Annotated in this window: 17 protein-coding genes and 2 pseudogenes; 5 read left to right on the top strand and 14 right to left on the bottom strand. The window is 43.1% G+C overall.

Annotated features, from left to right (window positions below; all coding sequences use genetic code 11):
• Both VOR_RS16885 and VOR_RS18690 read left to right on the top strand, forming a co-directional pair.
• A pseudogene (locus VOR_RS16885) lies at positions 1–196 on the top strand (sodium-dependent transporter); the annotation flags it as partial.
• The gene (locus VOR_RS18690; protein ID WP_010319106.1) at positions 196–291 is read left to right on the top strand and encodes a MetS family NSS transporter small subunit; all 96 of its coding nucleotides are present in this window, start codon (positions 196–198) and stop codon (positions 289–291) included. The pseudogene VOR_RS16885 and the gene VOR_RS18690, both read left to right, overlap by 1 nt.
• Positions 292–633: 342 nt before the next feature.
• On the opposite strand, the gene ptsG is transcribed toward VOR_RS18690, so the two are convergent.
• The 14 genes from ptsG to yceD form a co-directional block, all read right to left on the bottom strand.
• The gene (gene ptsG / locus VOR_RS0107590; RefSeq protein ID WP_010319107.1) at positions 634–2,064 is read right to left on the bottom strand and encodes a PTS glucose transporter subunit IIBC; all 1,431 of its coding nucleotides are present in this window, start codon (positions 2,062–2,064) and stop codon (positions 634–636) included.
• 427 nt (positions 2,065–2,491) lie between these two features.
• On the bottom strand, positions 2,492–3,277 hold the full coding sequence (locus tag VOR_RS0107595) for a TatD family hydrolase (protein WP_010319108.1): 786 nt from the start codon (positions 3,275–3,277) through the stop codon (positions 2,492–2,494).
• Positions 3,268–4,254, bottom strand: a complete 987-nt coding sequence (gene holB, locus VOR_RS0107600) for a DNA polymerase III subunit delta' (RefSeq protein WP_029626985.1) — start codon at positions 4,252–4,254, stop codon at positions 3,268–3,270. Before holB ends, VOR_RS0107595 begins: the two co-directional genes overlap by 10 nt.
• On the bottom strand, positions 4,247–4,906 hold the full coding sequence (gene tmk / locus VOR_RS0107605) for a dTMP kinase (protein ID WP_010319110.1): 660 nt from the start codon (positions 4,904–4,906) through the stop codon (positions 4,247–4,249). Before tmk ends, holB begins: the two co-directional genes overlap by 8 nt.
• Positions 4,903–5,919 carry an endolytic transglycosylase MltG gene (mltG, locus tag VOR_RS0107610; RefSeq protein ID WP_010319111.1) on the bottom strand — a complete coding sequence of 339 codons (1,017 nt, stop codon included), beginning with the start codon at positions 5,917–5,919 and terminating at the stop codon, positions 4,903–4,905. Before mltG ends, tmk begins: the two co-directional genes overlap by 4 nt.
• Positions 5,916–6,713: an aminodeoxychorismate lyase gene (pabC, locus tag VOR_RS0107615; RefSeq protein WP_010319112.1), complete on the bottom strand. Its 798-nt coding sequence runs from the start codon at positions 6,711–6,713 to the stop codon at positions 5,916–5,918. The genes mltG and pabC overlap by 4 nt, the downstream gene beginning before the upstream one ends.
• A gap of 77 nt (positions 6,714–6,790) precedes the next feature.
• Positions 6,791–8,035, bottom strand: a complete 1,245-nt coding sequence (gene fabF, locus VOR_RS0107620; RefSeq protein WP_010319113.1) for a beta-ketoacyl-ACP synthase II — start codon at positions 8,033–8,035, stop codon at positions 6,791–6,793.
• 90 nt (positions 8,036–8,125) lie between these two features.
• Positions 8,126–8,359, bottom strand: coding sequence for an acyl carrier protein (gene acpP / locus VOR_RS0107625; RefSeq protein ID WP_010319114.1), 234 nt, complete (start codon positions 8,357–8,359; stop codon positions 8,126–8,128).
• Between the two features lie 234 nt (positions 8,360–8,593).
• Positions 8,594–9,328: a 3-oxoacyl-ACP reductase FabG gene (gene fabG / locus VOR_RS0107630; RefSeq protein ID WP_010319115.1), complete on the bottom strand. Its 735-nt coding sequence runs from the start codon at positions 9,326–9,328 to the stop codon at positions 8,594–8,596.
• A 19-nt stretch (positions 9,329–9,347) separates the two neighbouring features.
• Positions 9,348–10,271, bottom strand: coding sequence for an ACP S-malonyltransferase (gene fabD, locus VOR_RS0107635; protein WP_010319116.1), 924 nt, complete (start codon positions 10,269–10,271; stop codon positions 9,348–9,350).
• A gap of 63 nt (positions 10,272–10,334) precedes the next feature.
• Positions 10,335–11,285, bottom strand: coding sequence for a beta-ketoacyl-ACP synthase III (locus VOR_RS0107640; RefSeq protein WP_010319117.1), 951 nt, complete (start codon positions 11,283–11,285; stop codon positions 10,335–10,337).
• A gap of 5 nt (positions 11,286–11,290) precedes the next feature.
• Complete coding sequence (plsX, locus tag VOR_RS0107645; RefSeq protein ID WP_010319118.1) at positions 11,291–12,316, bottom strand: phosphate acyltransferase PlsX; 1,026 nt, start codon at positions 12,314–12,316, stop codon at positions 11,291–11,293.
• Positions 12,317–12,325: 9 nt separating this feature from the next.
• The gene (rpmF, locus tag VOR_RS0107650) at positions 12,326–12,496 is read right to left on the bottom strand and encodes a 50S ribosomal protein L32 (protein WP_010319119.1); all 171 of its coding nucleotides are present in this window, start codon (positions 12,494–12,496) and stop codon (positions 12,326–12,328) included.
• A 33-nt stretch (positions 12,497–12,529) separates the two neighbouring features.
• Positions 12,530–13,054 (bottom strand): 23S rRNA accumulation protein YceD, encoded by a 525-nt coding sequence (yceD, locus tag VOR_RS0107655; protein WP_010319120.1) that lies wholly within the window; start codon positions 13,052–13,054, stop codon positions 12,530–12,532.
• A gap of 240 nt (positions 13,055–13,294) precedes the next feature.
• Here yceD and VOR_RS0107660 point away from each other — a divergent pair.
• The 3 genes and pseudogenes from VOR_RS0107660 to VOR_RS0107670 form a co-directional block, all read left to right on the top strand.
• Positions 13,295–14,890 (top strand): annotated as a pseudogene (locus VOR_RS0107660) (tyrosine-type recombinase/integrase); the annotation flags it as partial.
• A gap of 340 nt (positions 14,891–15,230) precedes the next feature.
• Positions 15,231–15,446 carry a hypothetical protein gene (locus tag VOR_RS0107665; protein WP_010319122.1) on the top strand — a complete coding sequence of 72 codons (216 nt, stop codon included), beginning with the start codon at positions 15,231–15,233 and terminating at the stop codon, positions 15,444–15,446.
• 2 nt (positions 15,447–15,448) lie between these two features.
• The gene (locus tag VOR_RS0107670) at positions 15,449–15,859 is read left to right on the top strand and encodes a hypothetical protein (protein ID WP_010319123.1); all 411 of its coding nucleotides are present in this window, start codon (positions 15,449–15,451) and stop codon (positions 15,857–15,859) included.
• The last annotated feature ends 48 nt before the right edge of the window (positions 15,860–15,907 follow it).

Below are 15,907 nucleotides of genomic sequence, written 5' to 3' on the forward strand. Positions count from 1 at the left end.
TATTGGCGTGTGGTTTGATATTTGTCTGCGCTTTATCTCACCTGTAATTTTGGCCATTATTGTCGCCACAAAACTGAACGCTTTATTTACTGAGGGTTACGGTGGTTATGATCTCACCCTAGGATGGATCATGATCGGGTTACTATTCGCTATAGGCGTAACAATCAATGCAACAAGCCGCAAGGAGTGCAACTAATGACGACAAGTGCAATTATTATGATGATTATTGGTTTGGGCATTACATGGGGTGGCGCCGCCATCTGCATTAAAAAAGCCATGAACAAACAATAATCCTGTTGATTCTAAAAGCCGATGTCATCATCGGCTTTTTTTATGCCTGTCGACAACCGCTACACCTGCCTCTTGAAGCCAAACCTATTCATGCCACCCAAACCACAGCAAAATTAAACAAGTGATGTGAATAAAGAAATAGAGCGAAATAGCCCATACTCGATTATCGTTTGAGATAAAAGAAAGTTTAGTGAACAAGCCGAGCGTGAGATCCGTATTATCGCCCTAATAGGACAGCTCAATGAATAAACTGATGCAACGTATAAAAATAATGAACGCGTTAGAGAAAAAAGAAAAGGAGGCATAATGCCTCCTTTTTATAGGGGAATGAAAAGATAAGAATTAGCCGTGATTACGGATCCACTCATCCATTTCAGTTTTAAGGTTGTCAGACTTAGTACCAAAGATAGCTTGAACGCCACCCGATACAATCACAACACCCGCGGCACCAAGCTGTTTCAGTTTCTCTTGGTTTACTGCTTCTGTTTTAGCAACAGAAACGCGTAGACGAGTAATACATGCATCTAGGTTAGTGATGTTCTCTTTACCACCAAAGGCTGCAACAAGTTCACCGGCTAACTCACTACCTGTAGCAGAAGAAGCTTCTTCAGATTCATCTTCACGGCCTGGAGTTTTCAGGTTCATCGTACGGATAACGAAAGTAAACACGACGTAGTATAGAACTGCATAAGCAATACCTAGACCAACCAGTAGCAACATGTTTTCAGCACGAGGAGATTGAACAACAAAGTCAATGAAACCGTTCGAGAACGTGTGGCCGTGAACAACACCTAAAGCATTAGTCAATACATATGCAAGGCCTGCAAGTACCGCATGGATTGCATACAAAACAGGAGCAATGAATAGGAATGAGAACTCGATAGGTTCTGTAATACCCGTTAGGAATGAAGTCAATGCGGCTGACGCCATGATGCCCATTATTTTAGCGCGGTTTTCTGGTTTTGCAGAATGCGCTATCGCAAATGCAGCAGCAGGAAGACCAAACATCTTAAATAGATAACCGCCCGCTAGTTGGCCAAAGCCATTACCCGCAGCACGAGACGCATCATCAGCCGTCAAGAAGCAAGTCATGATACCGTTAACTGTCTGCCCTGCACCATTAACACATTCGCCTGCTTGGTAGAAAAACGGTACGTTCCAAATATGGTGTAAACCAAATGGAATCAATGAACGCTCAACGACACCGTAAATACCAAATGCAGTTACAGGGTTTTGGTTTGCTGCCCAATCAGAGAATGTCGCGATAGCTGAGCCAACAGGAGGCCAAATGATAGATAAAACAATACCTAGAGCAATCGCAAGGAAACCCGTAATGATTGGTACTGCACGTTTACCCGCGAAGAAGCCAAGATATTCAGGGAGTTGAATTTTGTAGAAACGATTGAATGCCCAAGCAGCAACACCACCTGCGAGGATACCACCAAGAACGCCTGTCTCGATGTTATCAACACCCATTACGACTGCCATTACTTTTAGCGTCGCAACCATGATGCCATAGCCAACAATTGCTGACAGGCCTGAAACACCATCGTTATTCGTGAAGCCTAATGCTACACCTACTGCAAAGAGTAGTGCCATTTGACCAAAAACCGAACCACCAGCTTGTTCCATTAAATGTGAAACAACTTCTGGTAGCCAGCTAAAGTTCGCTGCACCCACGCCAAGCAAAATACCCGCAACTGGTAAAACTGATACTGGAAGCATCAGAGCCTTACCAACTTTCTGCAGGTTTGCAAAAAGGTTTTTAAACATGTTTATGCTCCTGATTAAGTTATTAGAATTGTTTGGGTTCTAACGGCGCACCCCCGTAGCCTAAATGTTAGCACCCAATGAAAATGTAACCACATATCGCATTATATTTTTCGCCTCTAAATATATCTTGATGCCACTCAAACTTTCTAGTTAGTAACGAATTTTTGTTTCAAAAAAATAGACCGATCACAATGCGGGAGGGTGTACACACAGTCAAACAATAGATGTAACTTCATGTTTTATAATGACATTGTTAACAATATTATTAATTTCGAAGAATGAATAATATTAGCGCACTTGTTATTTTTAGTAACAAAATTACATTTTCAACTTTAAAGCTTACTTTTCCACCAAACCAAGTAAACAAGGCAATAAGCTGTTGATTATCAGGCGAACTTGATAAAAAACGCCATCTTAAACGCACTCATCACGACAAATCAATTTCCCGTCGCAAAAAAAGATTTTGGTAATTTTCGGTCGTTTTTTCTTCAATTTCTTTTAGTGATACACTTTTTAGCTGTGCAATGTAAGCCGCAACCTTAACAACGTAGGCAGGCTGATTTTGCTGACCTCGGTGTGGAACGGGGGCAAGATAAGGGGAATCAGTTTCGATCAGCAAGCGTTCCAAGGGCAGCGCCTTCACAACTTCTTTTAATTCTGTCGCTTGTCTAAACGTAACAATACCTGAAATGGATATATAAAAACCAAGCTCCATAGCGGCGTGTGCAAAGGTAAGATCTTCAGTAAAACAATGGATAACACCACCGCACTTTTCTGCCCCACCATCACGGAGCATTTCAAGCGTATCGGCCCGGGCATTTCGTGTATGAATGATCAAAGGTTTGTTGAGGGCAACCGCGGTTTCAATGTGCTGTGAAAACCGTAACTTCTGCAGCTCAGCCGTTTCCGGTTGATAGTGATAATCTAGCCCCGTTTCGCCAATAGCCACCACTTTAGGATGACTCGCGTATTGATGGAAGCGGCTCAATTCAAAATGACTTTCAACGTCAAGTGGATGAACACCACAAGAAGCATGAACATTATCAAAGGGCTGAATAAGCTCTAACATTGGTTCAAAAGAATCCAGCGTTACGCCAACAGAAAGCAATTGCTTAACATTGGCTTGACGAGCTTTTTCTACTACATCAGCAACATCAATATGGAGCGTATCGTAATCAAGTTTATCTAAATGGCAGTGCGAATCTACAAACATGTTTTCTCATCATTAAAGTTAAATAGCCAATCGCTGATCAGTAGCTCGCTATTAAGCCCACTAAACGTCTTTAGTTCTTCCATTAAACGAGTTAATGCCGTGGTTTGGCGATAAAGTACTGGGTAGCTGATCTGTTTAGCTAATCGAAGGCTAATAGGAAGCTGCTGCTGTTCAACCACGTCAAATTGTACCTTTTGCGTATCGGTCAACATGGTCCACAACCAAGCTAAATATTGGGTAGGCGCCTCATTAATCTGCTTCAAACAAGCGGAAATATCGGCACTGGCATCGGTTAAGCAATGGGCAATATTTTGCTCAAAAGCCTGATATTTTGCTAACTCTCCCGATTGAATAAACATCAACGTATTGAGCGGTGAATAGCCATTTAAATGCGCCGCATAAGGAGGCACAGGTTGTGAGGTCTGTTCACTTAACCAATGAGAGACTTGTTCACTGCTCGGTGGTGTCAGCACCGTTTTTTGACAGCGACTGATAATGGTTGGGAGTAATGGGTTGATACGAGAGGCGACAAGTAAGAAAAAACAATTGTGCCCCGGAGATTCTAACGTTTTGAGCAATGCATTCGCTGCTGATTCATTCATAGAATCGGCGGGATTAATAACGATAAAGCGAGCACCAGAAAGCTGCGCCGATTCTTGAGCCAACTTATTGCATTGCCTAATTTGATCAACGGTAATCTCCTTCCCCTCTTTTTCAGGCGAGATCAGATGAAAATCAGGATGACTACCAGACTTCATCAATTCGCAGCTATGACAAAACCCACACGCTTCTGAATGACTATGCGAACACATCACTGCTGTACTCAACTTCTCAATGAGCCGTTCAGCGCCCAGTCCAGGGGGAGAAATGAGTAAACTTGCCGCAGGAAACTGCTGGTTGTTGAGGCTGGCTTGCCACTGATGCCAATAACCTTCTAACCACGGATACAAAGCATTCATCATCAATTTATTACTCAATTGGGACCCTGTTTTTTTCTAACATGCTGGTTTTCAGAAACTGATTTAGTGCTGATTTGATAGATAGTGCCACCGCTTCTATTGTTTGTTCAGCATTAATCACGGCCACGCTTTTATCTTCCTTAGCTAGGGCAAGGTAACGTTCACGCGTGCGCTCAAAAAAACCAATATCCATTTTTTCGATACGATCAAGCTCACCTCGACCTCTGGCTCTTTCTAAACCGATGCTCGGATCTAGATCCAGATAGAGAGTAAAATCTGGCTTAAAATCACCTAGCGTTACCTTTTTAAGGTTTTGCATCGTTTCTAGCGGAATTTGCCTCCCACCACCTTGATAGGCTTGAGAAGACATATCGTGGCGATCGCCAACCACCCACGAACCAGCCGTAAGTGCAGGCTTAATCACATTTTCAACCAGTTGAACACGAGCGGCGTACATTAATAGCAGCTCAGTCATATCCTGAAGAGCTTCACCCTCATGCTCTTCTTTGACTAAGGCGCGCATTTTTTCTGCTAAAACAGTTCCGCCCGGTTCACGAGTATGAGTGATGTTTATCACTCCGAACTCAATAAGTGTTTCTCTAATGGATTGAATAGCAGTGCTTTTTCCTGCGCCTTCTAAACCTTCTACAACAATAAATTTAGCATTCATGACTGGGTTCTTAACTGTTTTAAGTAAGCGCGAACAGCGCGATTGTGTTCATCCAATGTTTTAGAAAAAACGTGCCCACCAAAGCCACTGGCAACAAAATACAAATAATTGCTCTGCTCTGGGTTTAATGCCGCTTTGATTGAGGCTTCACCCGCCATCGCAATAGGCGTAGGAGGTAAACCAAAAATAGTATAAGTATTAAATGGCGTTGGTGTTCTTAAGTCTTTTTTACGAAGATTGCCATCGTAGGCATCGCCAAGCCCGTAAATGACCGTAGGATCAGTCTGCAGACGCATCCGTTTGTTGAGTCGATTGACAAATACAGAAGCGATACGCCCTCGCTCTGAAGCAATAGCCGTTTCCTTTTCAATGATTGACGCCAAAATCAACGCTTCATAAGGCGTTTTAATTGGTAGATTTGGCTGGCGATTGGCCCAATGCTCACCAAGTATTTTCTCAAGGCGTCTATTGGCTCTTTTTAGGATCTCAAGATCGGTCGTTCCAAAAGGGAAATGATAAGTCTCCGCTAGAAACAATCCTTCAAGCTTTTGCTGCTCAATGCCTAATTTTTGGGCAATGTCGGCTTCTGCCAAATCAGCTATCGTGTTTGTCACGCCTTCGGTTTGTGCAAGCAGAGCTCGCCACTCATTAAAGCGGCTCCCTTCGACAAAGGTAATAGAGAACTGATGCTCTTTACCGGATATCACGTCACTTAAGAGATCGATCAATCGATCTCCGGGTTGTACTTGGTAAGTTCCCGCCTTAATTTTGGTTATTTCAGGATGCAGACGTCGCACTAACTTGTACATCGAAAAATCCGTTATCCATTTTTTCTCATTCAATAGCGTTAATACGCCATTAAGGCTCGTACCTGATTTTATGGTCACAACTTGCGATGAAGGAAGCGATAGAGGCTGTTCTAAATAAGCATCTACTTGTCGCTCAATGTAGAAATATCCAGCTCCAACGGCGATAATGATCAGTATTAATACAACGAGAATTCGATTAATCACGAGTTAAAACGCTCCTGAAAATAGCGTGTTATTTTACCAATAGGGAAAATCGTATTTGCAATTGCCGTGACAGGCGCAACGCCTAATAAGGAGTTAGTAATAAACACTTCATCTGCCGACAATAACTCTTCTAATGAGAATGCTCTCACCTCAACCTTGAGATCGGTAGCCGCCGCCAATAATACACGACGAATAACCCCAGCTACGCCTGCATTATCTAAGCTTGGCGTACATAACCGATCCCCTGACACCCAAAAAACATTTGCAACTGTAGTTTCTATGACATGCTCATTGATGTCTAGTGCGATGCCGTCAGCGTACCCTTTTGCATCCATCTCTGACTTCAATAACACTTGTTCTAGCCGATTGTTATGCTTATGACCCGCCAGTAGTGGCGAAAGTCCCATCCGCTGTTGGCAGACACCAAGCTCGATACCATCGGCTATCCAGTGAACATAATGGACTGGGTACTCAAAGGTACTGATGGTAACTTGAGAATCGCCAACGTTAGCAGGGCTATAACCACGACCACCTTGTCCGCGGCTAATATGAATTTTCACACCGGATTTAGCGGCGCTAGAAACGATCGTTGAGAGCCAGTGTTCAACTTGCCGCCAATCAGGAATCGGAATAGCTAAACACCGCAAACAAGATTCCATGCGTTCAACGTGCATATCCCAATATTGAAGCTCACCAGCGCAAACAAGAATCGTTGTGAAGCAACCATCCCCATACAGAAAAGAGCGATCAGTAAGAGACAGAGAGTCACTAGGTTGTCCATTTACCCAAAACATCATGCTTACCCCACAAAAAGAAACGGCTCAATGCTAAGCATCAAGCCGTTCAAACTCAAGTGTCACAACCACAATCATTAGATTTTTTTGAAAATCAACGAGCCGTTTGTACCACCAAAACCAAAAGAGTTACAGATTGCATATTCCATACCTTCCACTTTGCGGGCAGTGTGTGGAACAAGATCAATGCCTAAACCTTCTTCTGGATCATCAAGGTTTATGGTTGGTGGAACAACTTGGTCGACTAATGACATAACGGTGATAATGGCTTCAACAGAACCAGCCGCGCCTAGCAAATGACCAGTCATCGATTTCGTGGAAGAGACAAGAACTTGTTTCGAACCCTCTTCACCTAAAGCGCGCTTAACACCTTTAATTTCCGCAACATCACCAGCTGGAGTCGAAGTGCCATGAGCATTGACGTAACCAATTTGAATACCTGTTACGCCCGCATCACGCATCGCGGCTTCCATCGCTAACGCACCGCCTGAACCGTCTTCGCTTGGTGAAGTCATGTGATAAGCATCACCAGACATACCAAAGCCAACTAGCTCAGCGTAAATCTTCGCACCGCGTGCTTTAGCATGTTCATATTCTTCAAGAACCATAACACCCGCACCATCGCCTAGCACAAAGCCATCACGGCACTTGTCCCAAGGACGAGACGCTTTTTGCGGTTCATCATTACGCGTAGACAATGCTTTTGCTGCGCCAAAACCCGCCATGCCAAGTGGTGTCGATGCTTTTTCTGCACCACCCGCCACCATCGCATCGGCATCACCGTATGCAATCATACGTGCCGCATGGCCAATGTTATGTAAACCTGTTGTGCATGCGGTAGAAATAGCGATATTTGGACCACGAAGACCACGCATGATAGACAAGTTGCCTGAAACCATGTTAACAATCGTTGAGGGTACAAAGAACGGGCTCACTTTACGTGGGCCTTTTTCTACCAAAGCATGATGACCGGTTTCAATCAAGTCAAGACCACCAATACCAGAGCCGATAGCAACACCGATTCTTGGGGCATTTTCTGGAGTTACTGTGATACCAGAATCATTAAGTGCTTGGATACCCGCCGCAATACCGTACTGGATAAAGAGATCCATCTTACGGGCATCTTTTTTAGACATATACTCTTCGCAGTTAAAGTCTTTGACTAGACCTGCAAAACGAGTTGAAAAATTGGTGGTATCAAAATGTTCGATATTAACGATACCGCTTTGACCAGCTAGCAGGGCTTTCCAAGAAGATTCTACAGTGTTGCCTACCGGTGACAACATACCCATGCCAGTGACAACGACACGACGCTTGGACACGATCATATTCTCCGGAGTTGAAAAGTTCTATGATAGGTATAGAAGAATTAGAAAAACTCAGGCGGCCAGAGGGCCGCCTGGAGAGAGAGATTACTGAGCGCTGTTTACGTAGTCGATTGCAGCTTGAACAGTAGTGATCTTCTCAGCTTCTTCATCTGGAATTTCAGTATCGAATTCTTCTTCTAGAGCCATTACTAGCTCAACTGTATCTAGAGAATCAGCACCTAGATCTTCTACGAAAGAAGCTTCATTCTTTACTTCTGCTTCGTCTACACCTAGCTGTTCAATAATGATTTTCTTTACGCGTTCTTCGATGTTGCACATGTTTTCTTTTCCTTTACAGATTTCGCCTAATGCGATGGTTCCGTAGTTTATTCTAACTAGGGAAAGTTGCAAGTGGGTCATTGCTGGTCAAACCACAATTTTACCGATTTTAACCGAAATTAAGACCATTTTTGACTTAAATCATGCACAAATGTTGCGCATATGGTTAGCAAGTTTTACACGCCATTGACAATAGCAAAGCCTTTATTTTATCAATAACGTTCAAAAACCAGCTTATACCATGTACATCCCGCCATTTACGTGCAAAGTTTCACCCGTAATGTAGGCAGCCTCTGGAGAAGCTAAAAATACCACTGCCGACGCAATTTCGCGTGGATCGCCTAAGCGGCCAGCTGGCACTTGGGCTAGTGTAGCAGTACGTTGGTCATCATTCAGCGCTTTTGTCATATCTGTTTCGATAAAACCTGGCGCAACTGTGTTAACCGTCACACCACGAGATGCAACTTCGCGAGCCATCGACTTAGTAAAGCCAATTACGCCGGCTTTTGCCGCTGCGTAGTTGGTTTGACCAGCGTTACCCATAGTACCGACCACAGAGCCCACATTGATGATGCGACCATTACGCTTTTTCATCATGCCACGTAGCACCGCTTTCGATAAGCGGAAGATAGACGTTAAATTGGTATCAATAATATCTGACCATTCATCATCTTTCATGCGCATCAATAGATTATCACGAGTAATTCCGGCGTTATTCACAAGAATATCGATCACGCCAAACTCGTCATTGATAATTTTCAGCGTCGCTGCGATAGATTCGACATCCGTCACGTTCAGCGCTAGGCCTTTACCGTTATTACCAAGATATTCACTGATTGCCACTGCACCATTTTCGCTAGTAGCCGTACCGATAACCGTTGCACCGCGTTCAACTAACAATTCAGCGATCGCTCGGCCAATACCACGGCTTGCGCCAGTCACGAGAGCAATTTTGCCTTCTAAATTCATCATCTCTTCTTTCCTTTGATTACTTAACGGCATCAAGCGAAGCAATATCATTCACTGCTGCTGCTCCAAGCGATTTAATAATGCGCTTAGTCAGGCCTGTCAATACTTTACCTGGGCCAACTTCAAGCAGCTTTTCTATGCCTTGCTCACTCATCAACTGCACACCTTCTGTCCAACGAACAGGACTGTATAGTTGACGAACTAACGCGTCTTTAATTTTGGCCGGATCAGTTTCTGCTATTACATCCACATTGTTGATAACTGGAATTTGTGGTGTATTAAATTCAATCGATTGTAATGCAATCGCTAACTTATATGCTGCAGGCTTCATTAAAGCACAGTGAGAAGGAACAGAAACTGGCAATGGCAGCGCGCGCTTTGCTCCGGCCTCTTTGCATAACTGACCCGCACGTTCAACCGCATCTTTGTTGCCTGCAATGACAACTTGGCCTGGCGAGTTAAAGTTAACCGGAGAAACCACTTCACCTTGTGCAGCTTCTTCACACGCTTTTGCAATCAGCTCATCATCAAGACCAATAATGGCCGACATCGCACCTACACCTGCCGGAACGGCTTCTTGCATTAACTGACCGCGCAGCTCTACTAATTTGATGGCTTGCTTAAAGTCAACTACACCTGCACACACCAGTGCGGAATACTCACCCAAGCTATGGCCAGCAAGCAAGGCTGGCTGCTCTAAACCTAGGCTTTGCCATAACCGCCAAAGGGCAACAGAAGAAGCGAGTAATGCCGGTTGAGTACGAGAGGTTTGGTTAAGATCTTCTACCGGGCCATTTTGTACCAATGCCCATAAATCATAACCCAGCACTTCAGAAGCTTCGGCAAATGTCTGTTGAATGACATCATACTGCTGACCAAGTTCCGCAAGCATACCAACTGATTGCGAACCTTGACCTGGAAATACGATAGCAAACTTGCTCATTGTTTGTTTCCTTAAGTAAAAACAAGAGGTTGAACCAACCCCTTAAAATAAAAATCTACCCGTTTAAAACTTAACGAGTGCCGAGCCCCAAGTAAAACCACCACCAAAGGCTTCAAGCAATAACGTTTGACCACGTTGAATTCGACCATCTCGCACGGCTTCATCGAGCGCTGTTGGGACGGTAGCAGCAGACGTATTACCATGGCGATCAAGCGTTATGACGACTTGGTCAAGTGACATCGATAGTTTTTTCGCGGTCGCGGAAATAATGCGATAGTTAGCTTGATGAGGCACTAACCAATCTAATTCTGATTTGTGCATGTTATTGGCAGCAAGCGTATCTTTAACAAGCTTAGAGAGTTGCGTCACTGCCACTTTAAAGACTTCATTACCCGCCATATAGAGCCATTTATCAGCATCACCACCACGCTCTGGAACAGGCAAACTCAAGAGCTCGCCAAACTCACCATCAGAATAGATATGAGTCGACAAAATTCCTGGCTCTTCACTTGCACCAATAATGACAGCGCCTGCGCCATCACCAAATAAAATGATTGTCGAGCGGTCTGTTGGATCGCAGGTTTTAGACAAGGCATCAGCACCAATGACCAGAATGTTTTTACACATACCCGATTTGATGTGTTGATCTGCAATCGATAATCCATAGACAAAGCCTGAACAGGCAGCCGCTAAATCAAAAGCAGGACATCCTTTGATACCAAGCTTACCTTGCACCTGACATGCCGCCGAAGGAAATGCATGGCTACTACTGGTTGTTGCAACAATAATCAGATCAATATCGTTTTTATCAATGCCGGCCATTTGAATGGCATTTTGCGCTGCATAGAAAGCCATATCCGCAACGGTTTCATTCTCCGCGCAAATGCGGCGCTCACGAATACCAGTACGGGCAATAATCCACTCATCGCTTGTCTCTACCATTTTCTCTAAATCTGCGTTGGTACGCACCTGAGATGGCAAGTAGCTGCCAGTACCTAAAATTTTGCTATACATGAAGACTAATAATGCCTCTCGAGTAAAACCGCTTCCAAACGATCGCTTATACGGCTGGGGACTTGTCGTTTGACCTCGTGTACCGCTTCGGAAATCGCATTCACGACGGCGAGTACATCAGCACTTCCATGACTTTTTATGACAATGCCGCGCAATCCTAACAAACTTGCGCCGTTATACTGGTCGGGGTTCAATGTTTTTAGTTCAGTAAATAATGAAGAAAACAGTTTTCGTGCAATCCAACCCTTTATGGATGAGCCCAAAAATTGGCTTTTCAACTTATCAATAAAGAGTTGTGCGATACCTTCACACGCTTTCAGGCAAACATTGCCAACGAAGCCATCGCAAACAATCACATCAGCGACACCATCCAACAGCTGATTACCTTCGATATAACCGATATAGTTGACAGCCTGAGTTTGATTCAGCATTTCAGCGCAACGCTTCACTAAATCATTCCCTTTAATCTCTTCCGCACCAATATTAAGGATGGCAACTTTTGCAGAACGGCCTAAATGCTGTTCGGCCAGCGCACTCCCCATGACAGCAAATTGAAACAGAGAATCTGCATCACTTGATACGTTCGCACCCAAATCCAGCATCCAAGTGCGTTGACCTGAAGCCGTCGGCAATGCCGATACTAACGCAGGACGATCAATGCCGGGCAGCAATTTCAGACGAAAACGAGATAACGCCATGAGCGCACCCGTATTACCACCACTGACACAAGCATCAGCACCGCCATCAGAAACTAGGTCAATTGCGATGCCCATTGAACTTCCAGCACTATTGCGTAAGGCCAGAGAAGGTTTTTCGGAATTAGAAATAACGCGGTCACTGTGCAAAATACTCAAGCGAGTATTAAGTTCATAACCTAATTGAGATAATTGATGTGTGATCAAGACTTGATCACCAACGAGGATCACTTTGAGCTCTGGGAAATGCGACAGTGCCTGCACGGCGGCAGGCACTGTTACGCGAGGACCGAAATCCCCGCCCATTGCATCAAGTGCAACGGTTAAATATTGCAAAGGTAAACCTTACTTGCTGATAACCTTTTTGCCACGGTAATAACCGTCAGCAGTCATGTTGTGACGTAGGTGAGTTTCACCTGAAGTCGCATCTACAGATAGTGCAGATGTAGTTAGCGCATCATGTGAACGACGCATGCCACGACGTGCGCGTGATTTTTTGCTCTTTTGTACGGCCATTGACCCTACTCCTTTGTCTTAACCTATAACGAATTATCGTTTTAAGTTTTTTAAAACATCAAATGGATTCGGCTTTTCTTCCGCTAGTTCTTCTGGAAGTTCACCAAATACTAAATTGTCTGAATTAACGCTACATTCCGCTCTATCGTGCATTGCTACTTGTGGCAGATTAATGATGAACTCGTCTTCAACTAATTGTACAAGGTCGATCTCACCGTACTCATTCGGATCTACCAAATCGTACTCTTCCGGTGCGTCTTCATCCGTTTTACTCCCCAAATAAGGAGTATACTTGAATTGGACTTCGCACTCATGTGCGAAAACCTTGTTACAGCGTTGACACTCTAAATCGACAGAGATGTTAGCTTTACCAGAGATAACAACTAGTCGCTGTTCATCAAGCCCAAATGACAATGAGACTTGTGCGTCGCGTTTAACGCCTGCGACTGATTCTTCTAAACGCTTAAAAAGACTGAGTTGGATGATACCATCACAATCAAGTCGTTTTTGAGCCGCTTTAGCCGGATCAATCGATCGCGGTATTTTTACCTTTTGCATAGGGCGCGAATATTATCTTCCAAATCGGTTTTAGTCAAAGAAAAAGGCAAAAAAGTTCGTTTTTTCCCCTTTCCACTGAGAGAATTATGTACAGCATGCCTGATTGATATATGCTGCGGTAAAATTCGCAGCAATTCTAAATCAAAATGCAAAATTACCAACTGATTTGTATAGAAACAAGGTTAACTCTCTGAATATAAAGAGATTATTATGACCTTTAACAATCATTTCAAAGCCTAAAACCCTCAAGAAGTCACTAAAAGAAGTCACCACACCTCTTTGTCCCAATCTGTATGTTTTCCTCCAAGTAATCCAATTAGCCCTGACTATGGGAATGGAATTAACGCCCACTATAGGAACACCCCAAATATTTACTTCACGACAATCAAGAAGCAGAACACTTTCTATCTAAGAGTCTCACATCGCGACCAGTTACAGATTGCAAGCATTACCGTGTCACTTAGAACAAATAATAGACGATAGGCAATGATGAATACTGATTACCTAAAGGAACGACTTTTAGAGCAAGCAGGAAGCTTTGTTAACTTTGACCATATGAGAGCAGCTCTAAAGGAAATCGCACAGACTGAGCTTGTTAGACGTCCCAAAGTTGATTGGTTTTATCGTGGTAATATCATCGTTGCACAGGAAGCCCTCCAAGAAGCTCAGACAGTAGAGCAAGTGAGATTCATACAGTCCTATTCAGATATTATGAAGAAAGGCTTAGAGAGCGATACAAAGGGATTATTGTCTATTGTTGATAACGTTGATAGTGAACAGCGCGCGAAGCAAGCACAGTGTAAGCACGGTGAACAGGTAAACAGTGTCAGTAACGTTAACTTAGTTAAAACCTTTTCTCAAATGGTCGAGGATTACATTACTGAGAAAGAAGTTAGCGGAAGTTGGACAACAGCAACATTAGGAACCAAAGCAGCCACCGTAAGAAAGCTTATAAGCTACTTTAAGGCTTGTTCTATTCAAGATAAACCGATTGACCAGATAACAAGACAAGACTTATTGGAAGTGCGTACAGCTCTATCTAATAATGGTCTGAAGCTATCCACGGTAAACGGTCAAATAAGAAATATTGTTGCTGTCTTTAAACATGCTGAATTGCTTGATGTTATTCCGAAAAGTCCAGCCGTTAAGCTGTTATTGAAAGACCGTGAGAATAAAGATTCCAAAGCATTAACAGAGTCAGAAGTTAACAATGTTCTAAGGTATTTTAAGCATGGTTATTTCACTGAAGCTAAACGCAGTAAGAAGACCATAGAGGCCATGAAGTTTATCAAATGGATTCCTCAATTAGCAGCTATTACAGGTGCGAGGCTCAATGAAATACTACAGCTACGTAAAGGTGACATAAAGCAATCTGATAATGGTCTATGTTGGTTTATTGACATTAATGACAAAGGTGACAATGTACTCAAGAATAAATCTTCAGCTCGTGTAGTTCCACTTGTGAATGGTGCTTATGGGTTCGACTTAGAGTTATTCCTAAATGAAGTTGTCAATACCTGCAATGATGATTCAGATAATATATTCCGACTAAAGAACAGTGACCGACAATTAAACAGCATCAAGATAGGTAAGCTATTAAAGGCTTATCGAGATAACCACTCAGAAGCCCCTGAGACGCTCACGATGCATTCTTTCCGTCACACTATGGCTACGCTGTGCCTGAATAAGAAGATGCCTGAGAGCTTCGCTAAGGAGATATTAGGACACACCCAGAGCATCACCTATGGCCTATATGGTTCAGCAGGTGTAGATATCGAGACCATGCATAAAGAGATGATTAACCTATGGAAAAACCAAATAAAAACAATCATTTAGAATTAACGCCCACTATAGGGAGACAGACTGATTGGGGGGTCAGGGGGGTGTCTGTACATTAAGATTAAAACATTAAGATTTCCTATAAGATTAATATTGTTAATAGTAGTAATTACCATCATTAAAGACAATATAACTTAATGATAACTTAAAGACCTAACCTTAATTAACACCCACTATAGGGAATCAATGTTAATTACAATCACCATTATCACACCAATCCCATTAAAACACTGAGTTATTAAATGAGTCATTCTGGTTACACAGAGTGCATTGATGATTCAGTGTCTTTTTTTATTTCATACAAATCAATACAAACCAACATAGAGGAGAACTATCTATGAAACTTTCGTTTACCCAAAAAGTTATTATCCATAAACGTATGATTCACATCTTACGACAAAGTAAATCATCACACAGTCAATCAGCAGCGGATAAACTTGAAACAACCCTAAATGGTGTTGATGGTGTCTTATATTCCGGTGCTGAGAAAGGACGTAAAGAAGCAGCTTATTGGCAAGCCCTATTCCAACTCCAACAAGAAGGAGAGCTTTAATTATGAATGAGGTCATCAAATATAATGAAAAAACTGATACATATTCTGTTTACGGGCAAGACTTTACAGCAGCTTATTTTAATATTGTTCAAGTTCCTACTCTACTTAATCTTAATTGGTCAGTCGCTCTTATTCATAACGCATTAAAGGATACACCATTAGAAAATCATCGTGATTACCGCCTTGTGAATCATCGTATTGAACTTGCAGAAATTGCTGAACGAGAGCAACGGGAAGCAGCAGAAAGAGCACGCATTGCCCTTCTGAATGACCCTGCACACCAAGCAAAACTCAAAGCTGAACGTGAAGCTACAGCCGCAAAGATTCGCAAACAAGTGTCTGAGCGTAGCCGTGTTCGTCCTCGATACACCAATAACCCAAACCAAGACCCAATCCCATCAATTCAATGGTGATGATGGTGTCACATACCAAACTACATAGTATGCGCCCCATGATCCCAC

It is taken from the genome of Vibrio ordalii ATCC 33509, assembly GCA_000257205.1.
GTDB lineage: Bacteria > Pseudomonadota > Gammaproteobacteria > Enterobacterales > Vibrionaceae > Vibrio > Vibrio ordalii.

Coding starts and splice junctions, on each gene's coding strand:
- VOR_RS0107640 (WP_010319117.1), bottom strand. CDS start 11,285: ATGTATAGCAAAATTTTAGGTACTGGCAGCTACTTGCCATCTCAGGTG.
- rpmF (WP_010319119.1), bottom strand. CDS start 12,496: ATGGCCGTACAAAAGAGCAAAAAATCACGCGCACGTCGTGGCATGCGT.
- fabG (WP_010319115.1), bottom strand. CDS start 9,328: ATGAATTTAGAAGGCAAAATTGCTCTCGTGACTGGCGCAAGCCGTGGT.
- yceD (WP_010319120.1), bottom strand. CDS start 13,054: ATGCAAAAGGTAAAAATACCGCGATCGATTGATCCGGCTAAAGCGGCT.
- VOR_RS0107665 (WP_010319122.1), top strand. CDS start 15,231: ATGAAACTTTCGTTTACCCAAAAAGTTATTATCCATAAACGTATGATT.
- pabC (WP_010319112.1), bottom strand. CDS start 6,713: ATGTTTTGGGTAAATGGACAACCTAGTGACTCTCTGTCTCTTACTGAT.
- acpP (WP_010319114.1), bottom strand. CDS start 8,359: ATGTGCAACATCGAAGAACGCGTAAAGAAAATCATTATTGAACAGCTA.
- ptsG (WP_010319107.1), bottom strand. CDS start 2,064: ATGTTTAAAAACCTTTTTGCAAACCTGCAGAAAGTTGGTAAGGCTCTG.
- VOR_RS0107595 (WP_010319108.1), bottom strand. CDS start 3,277: ATGTTTGTAGATTCGCACTGCCATTTAGATAAACTTGATTACGATACG.
- tmk (WP_010319110.1), bottom strand. CDS start 4,906: ATGAATGCTAAATTTATTGTTGTAGAAGGTTTAGAAGGCGCAGGAAAA.
- VOR_RS18690 (WP_010319106.1), top strand. CDS start 196: ATGACGACAAGTGCAATTATTATGATGATTATTGGTTTGGGCATTACA.
- VOR_RS0107670 (WP_010319123.1), top strand. CDS start 15,449: ATGAATGAGGTCATCAAATATAATGAAAAAACTGATACATATTCTGTT.
- fabD (WP_010319116.1), bottom strand. CDS start 10,271: ATGAGCAAGTTTGCTATCGTATTTCCAGGTCAAGGTTCGCAATCAGTT.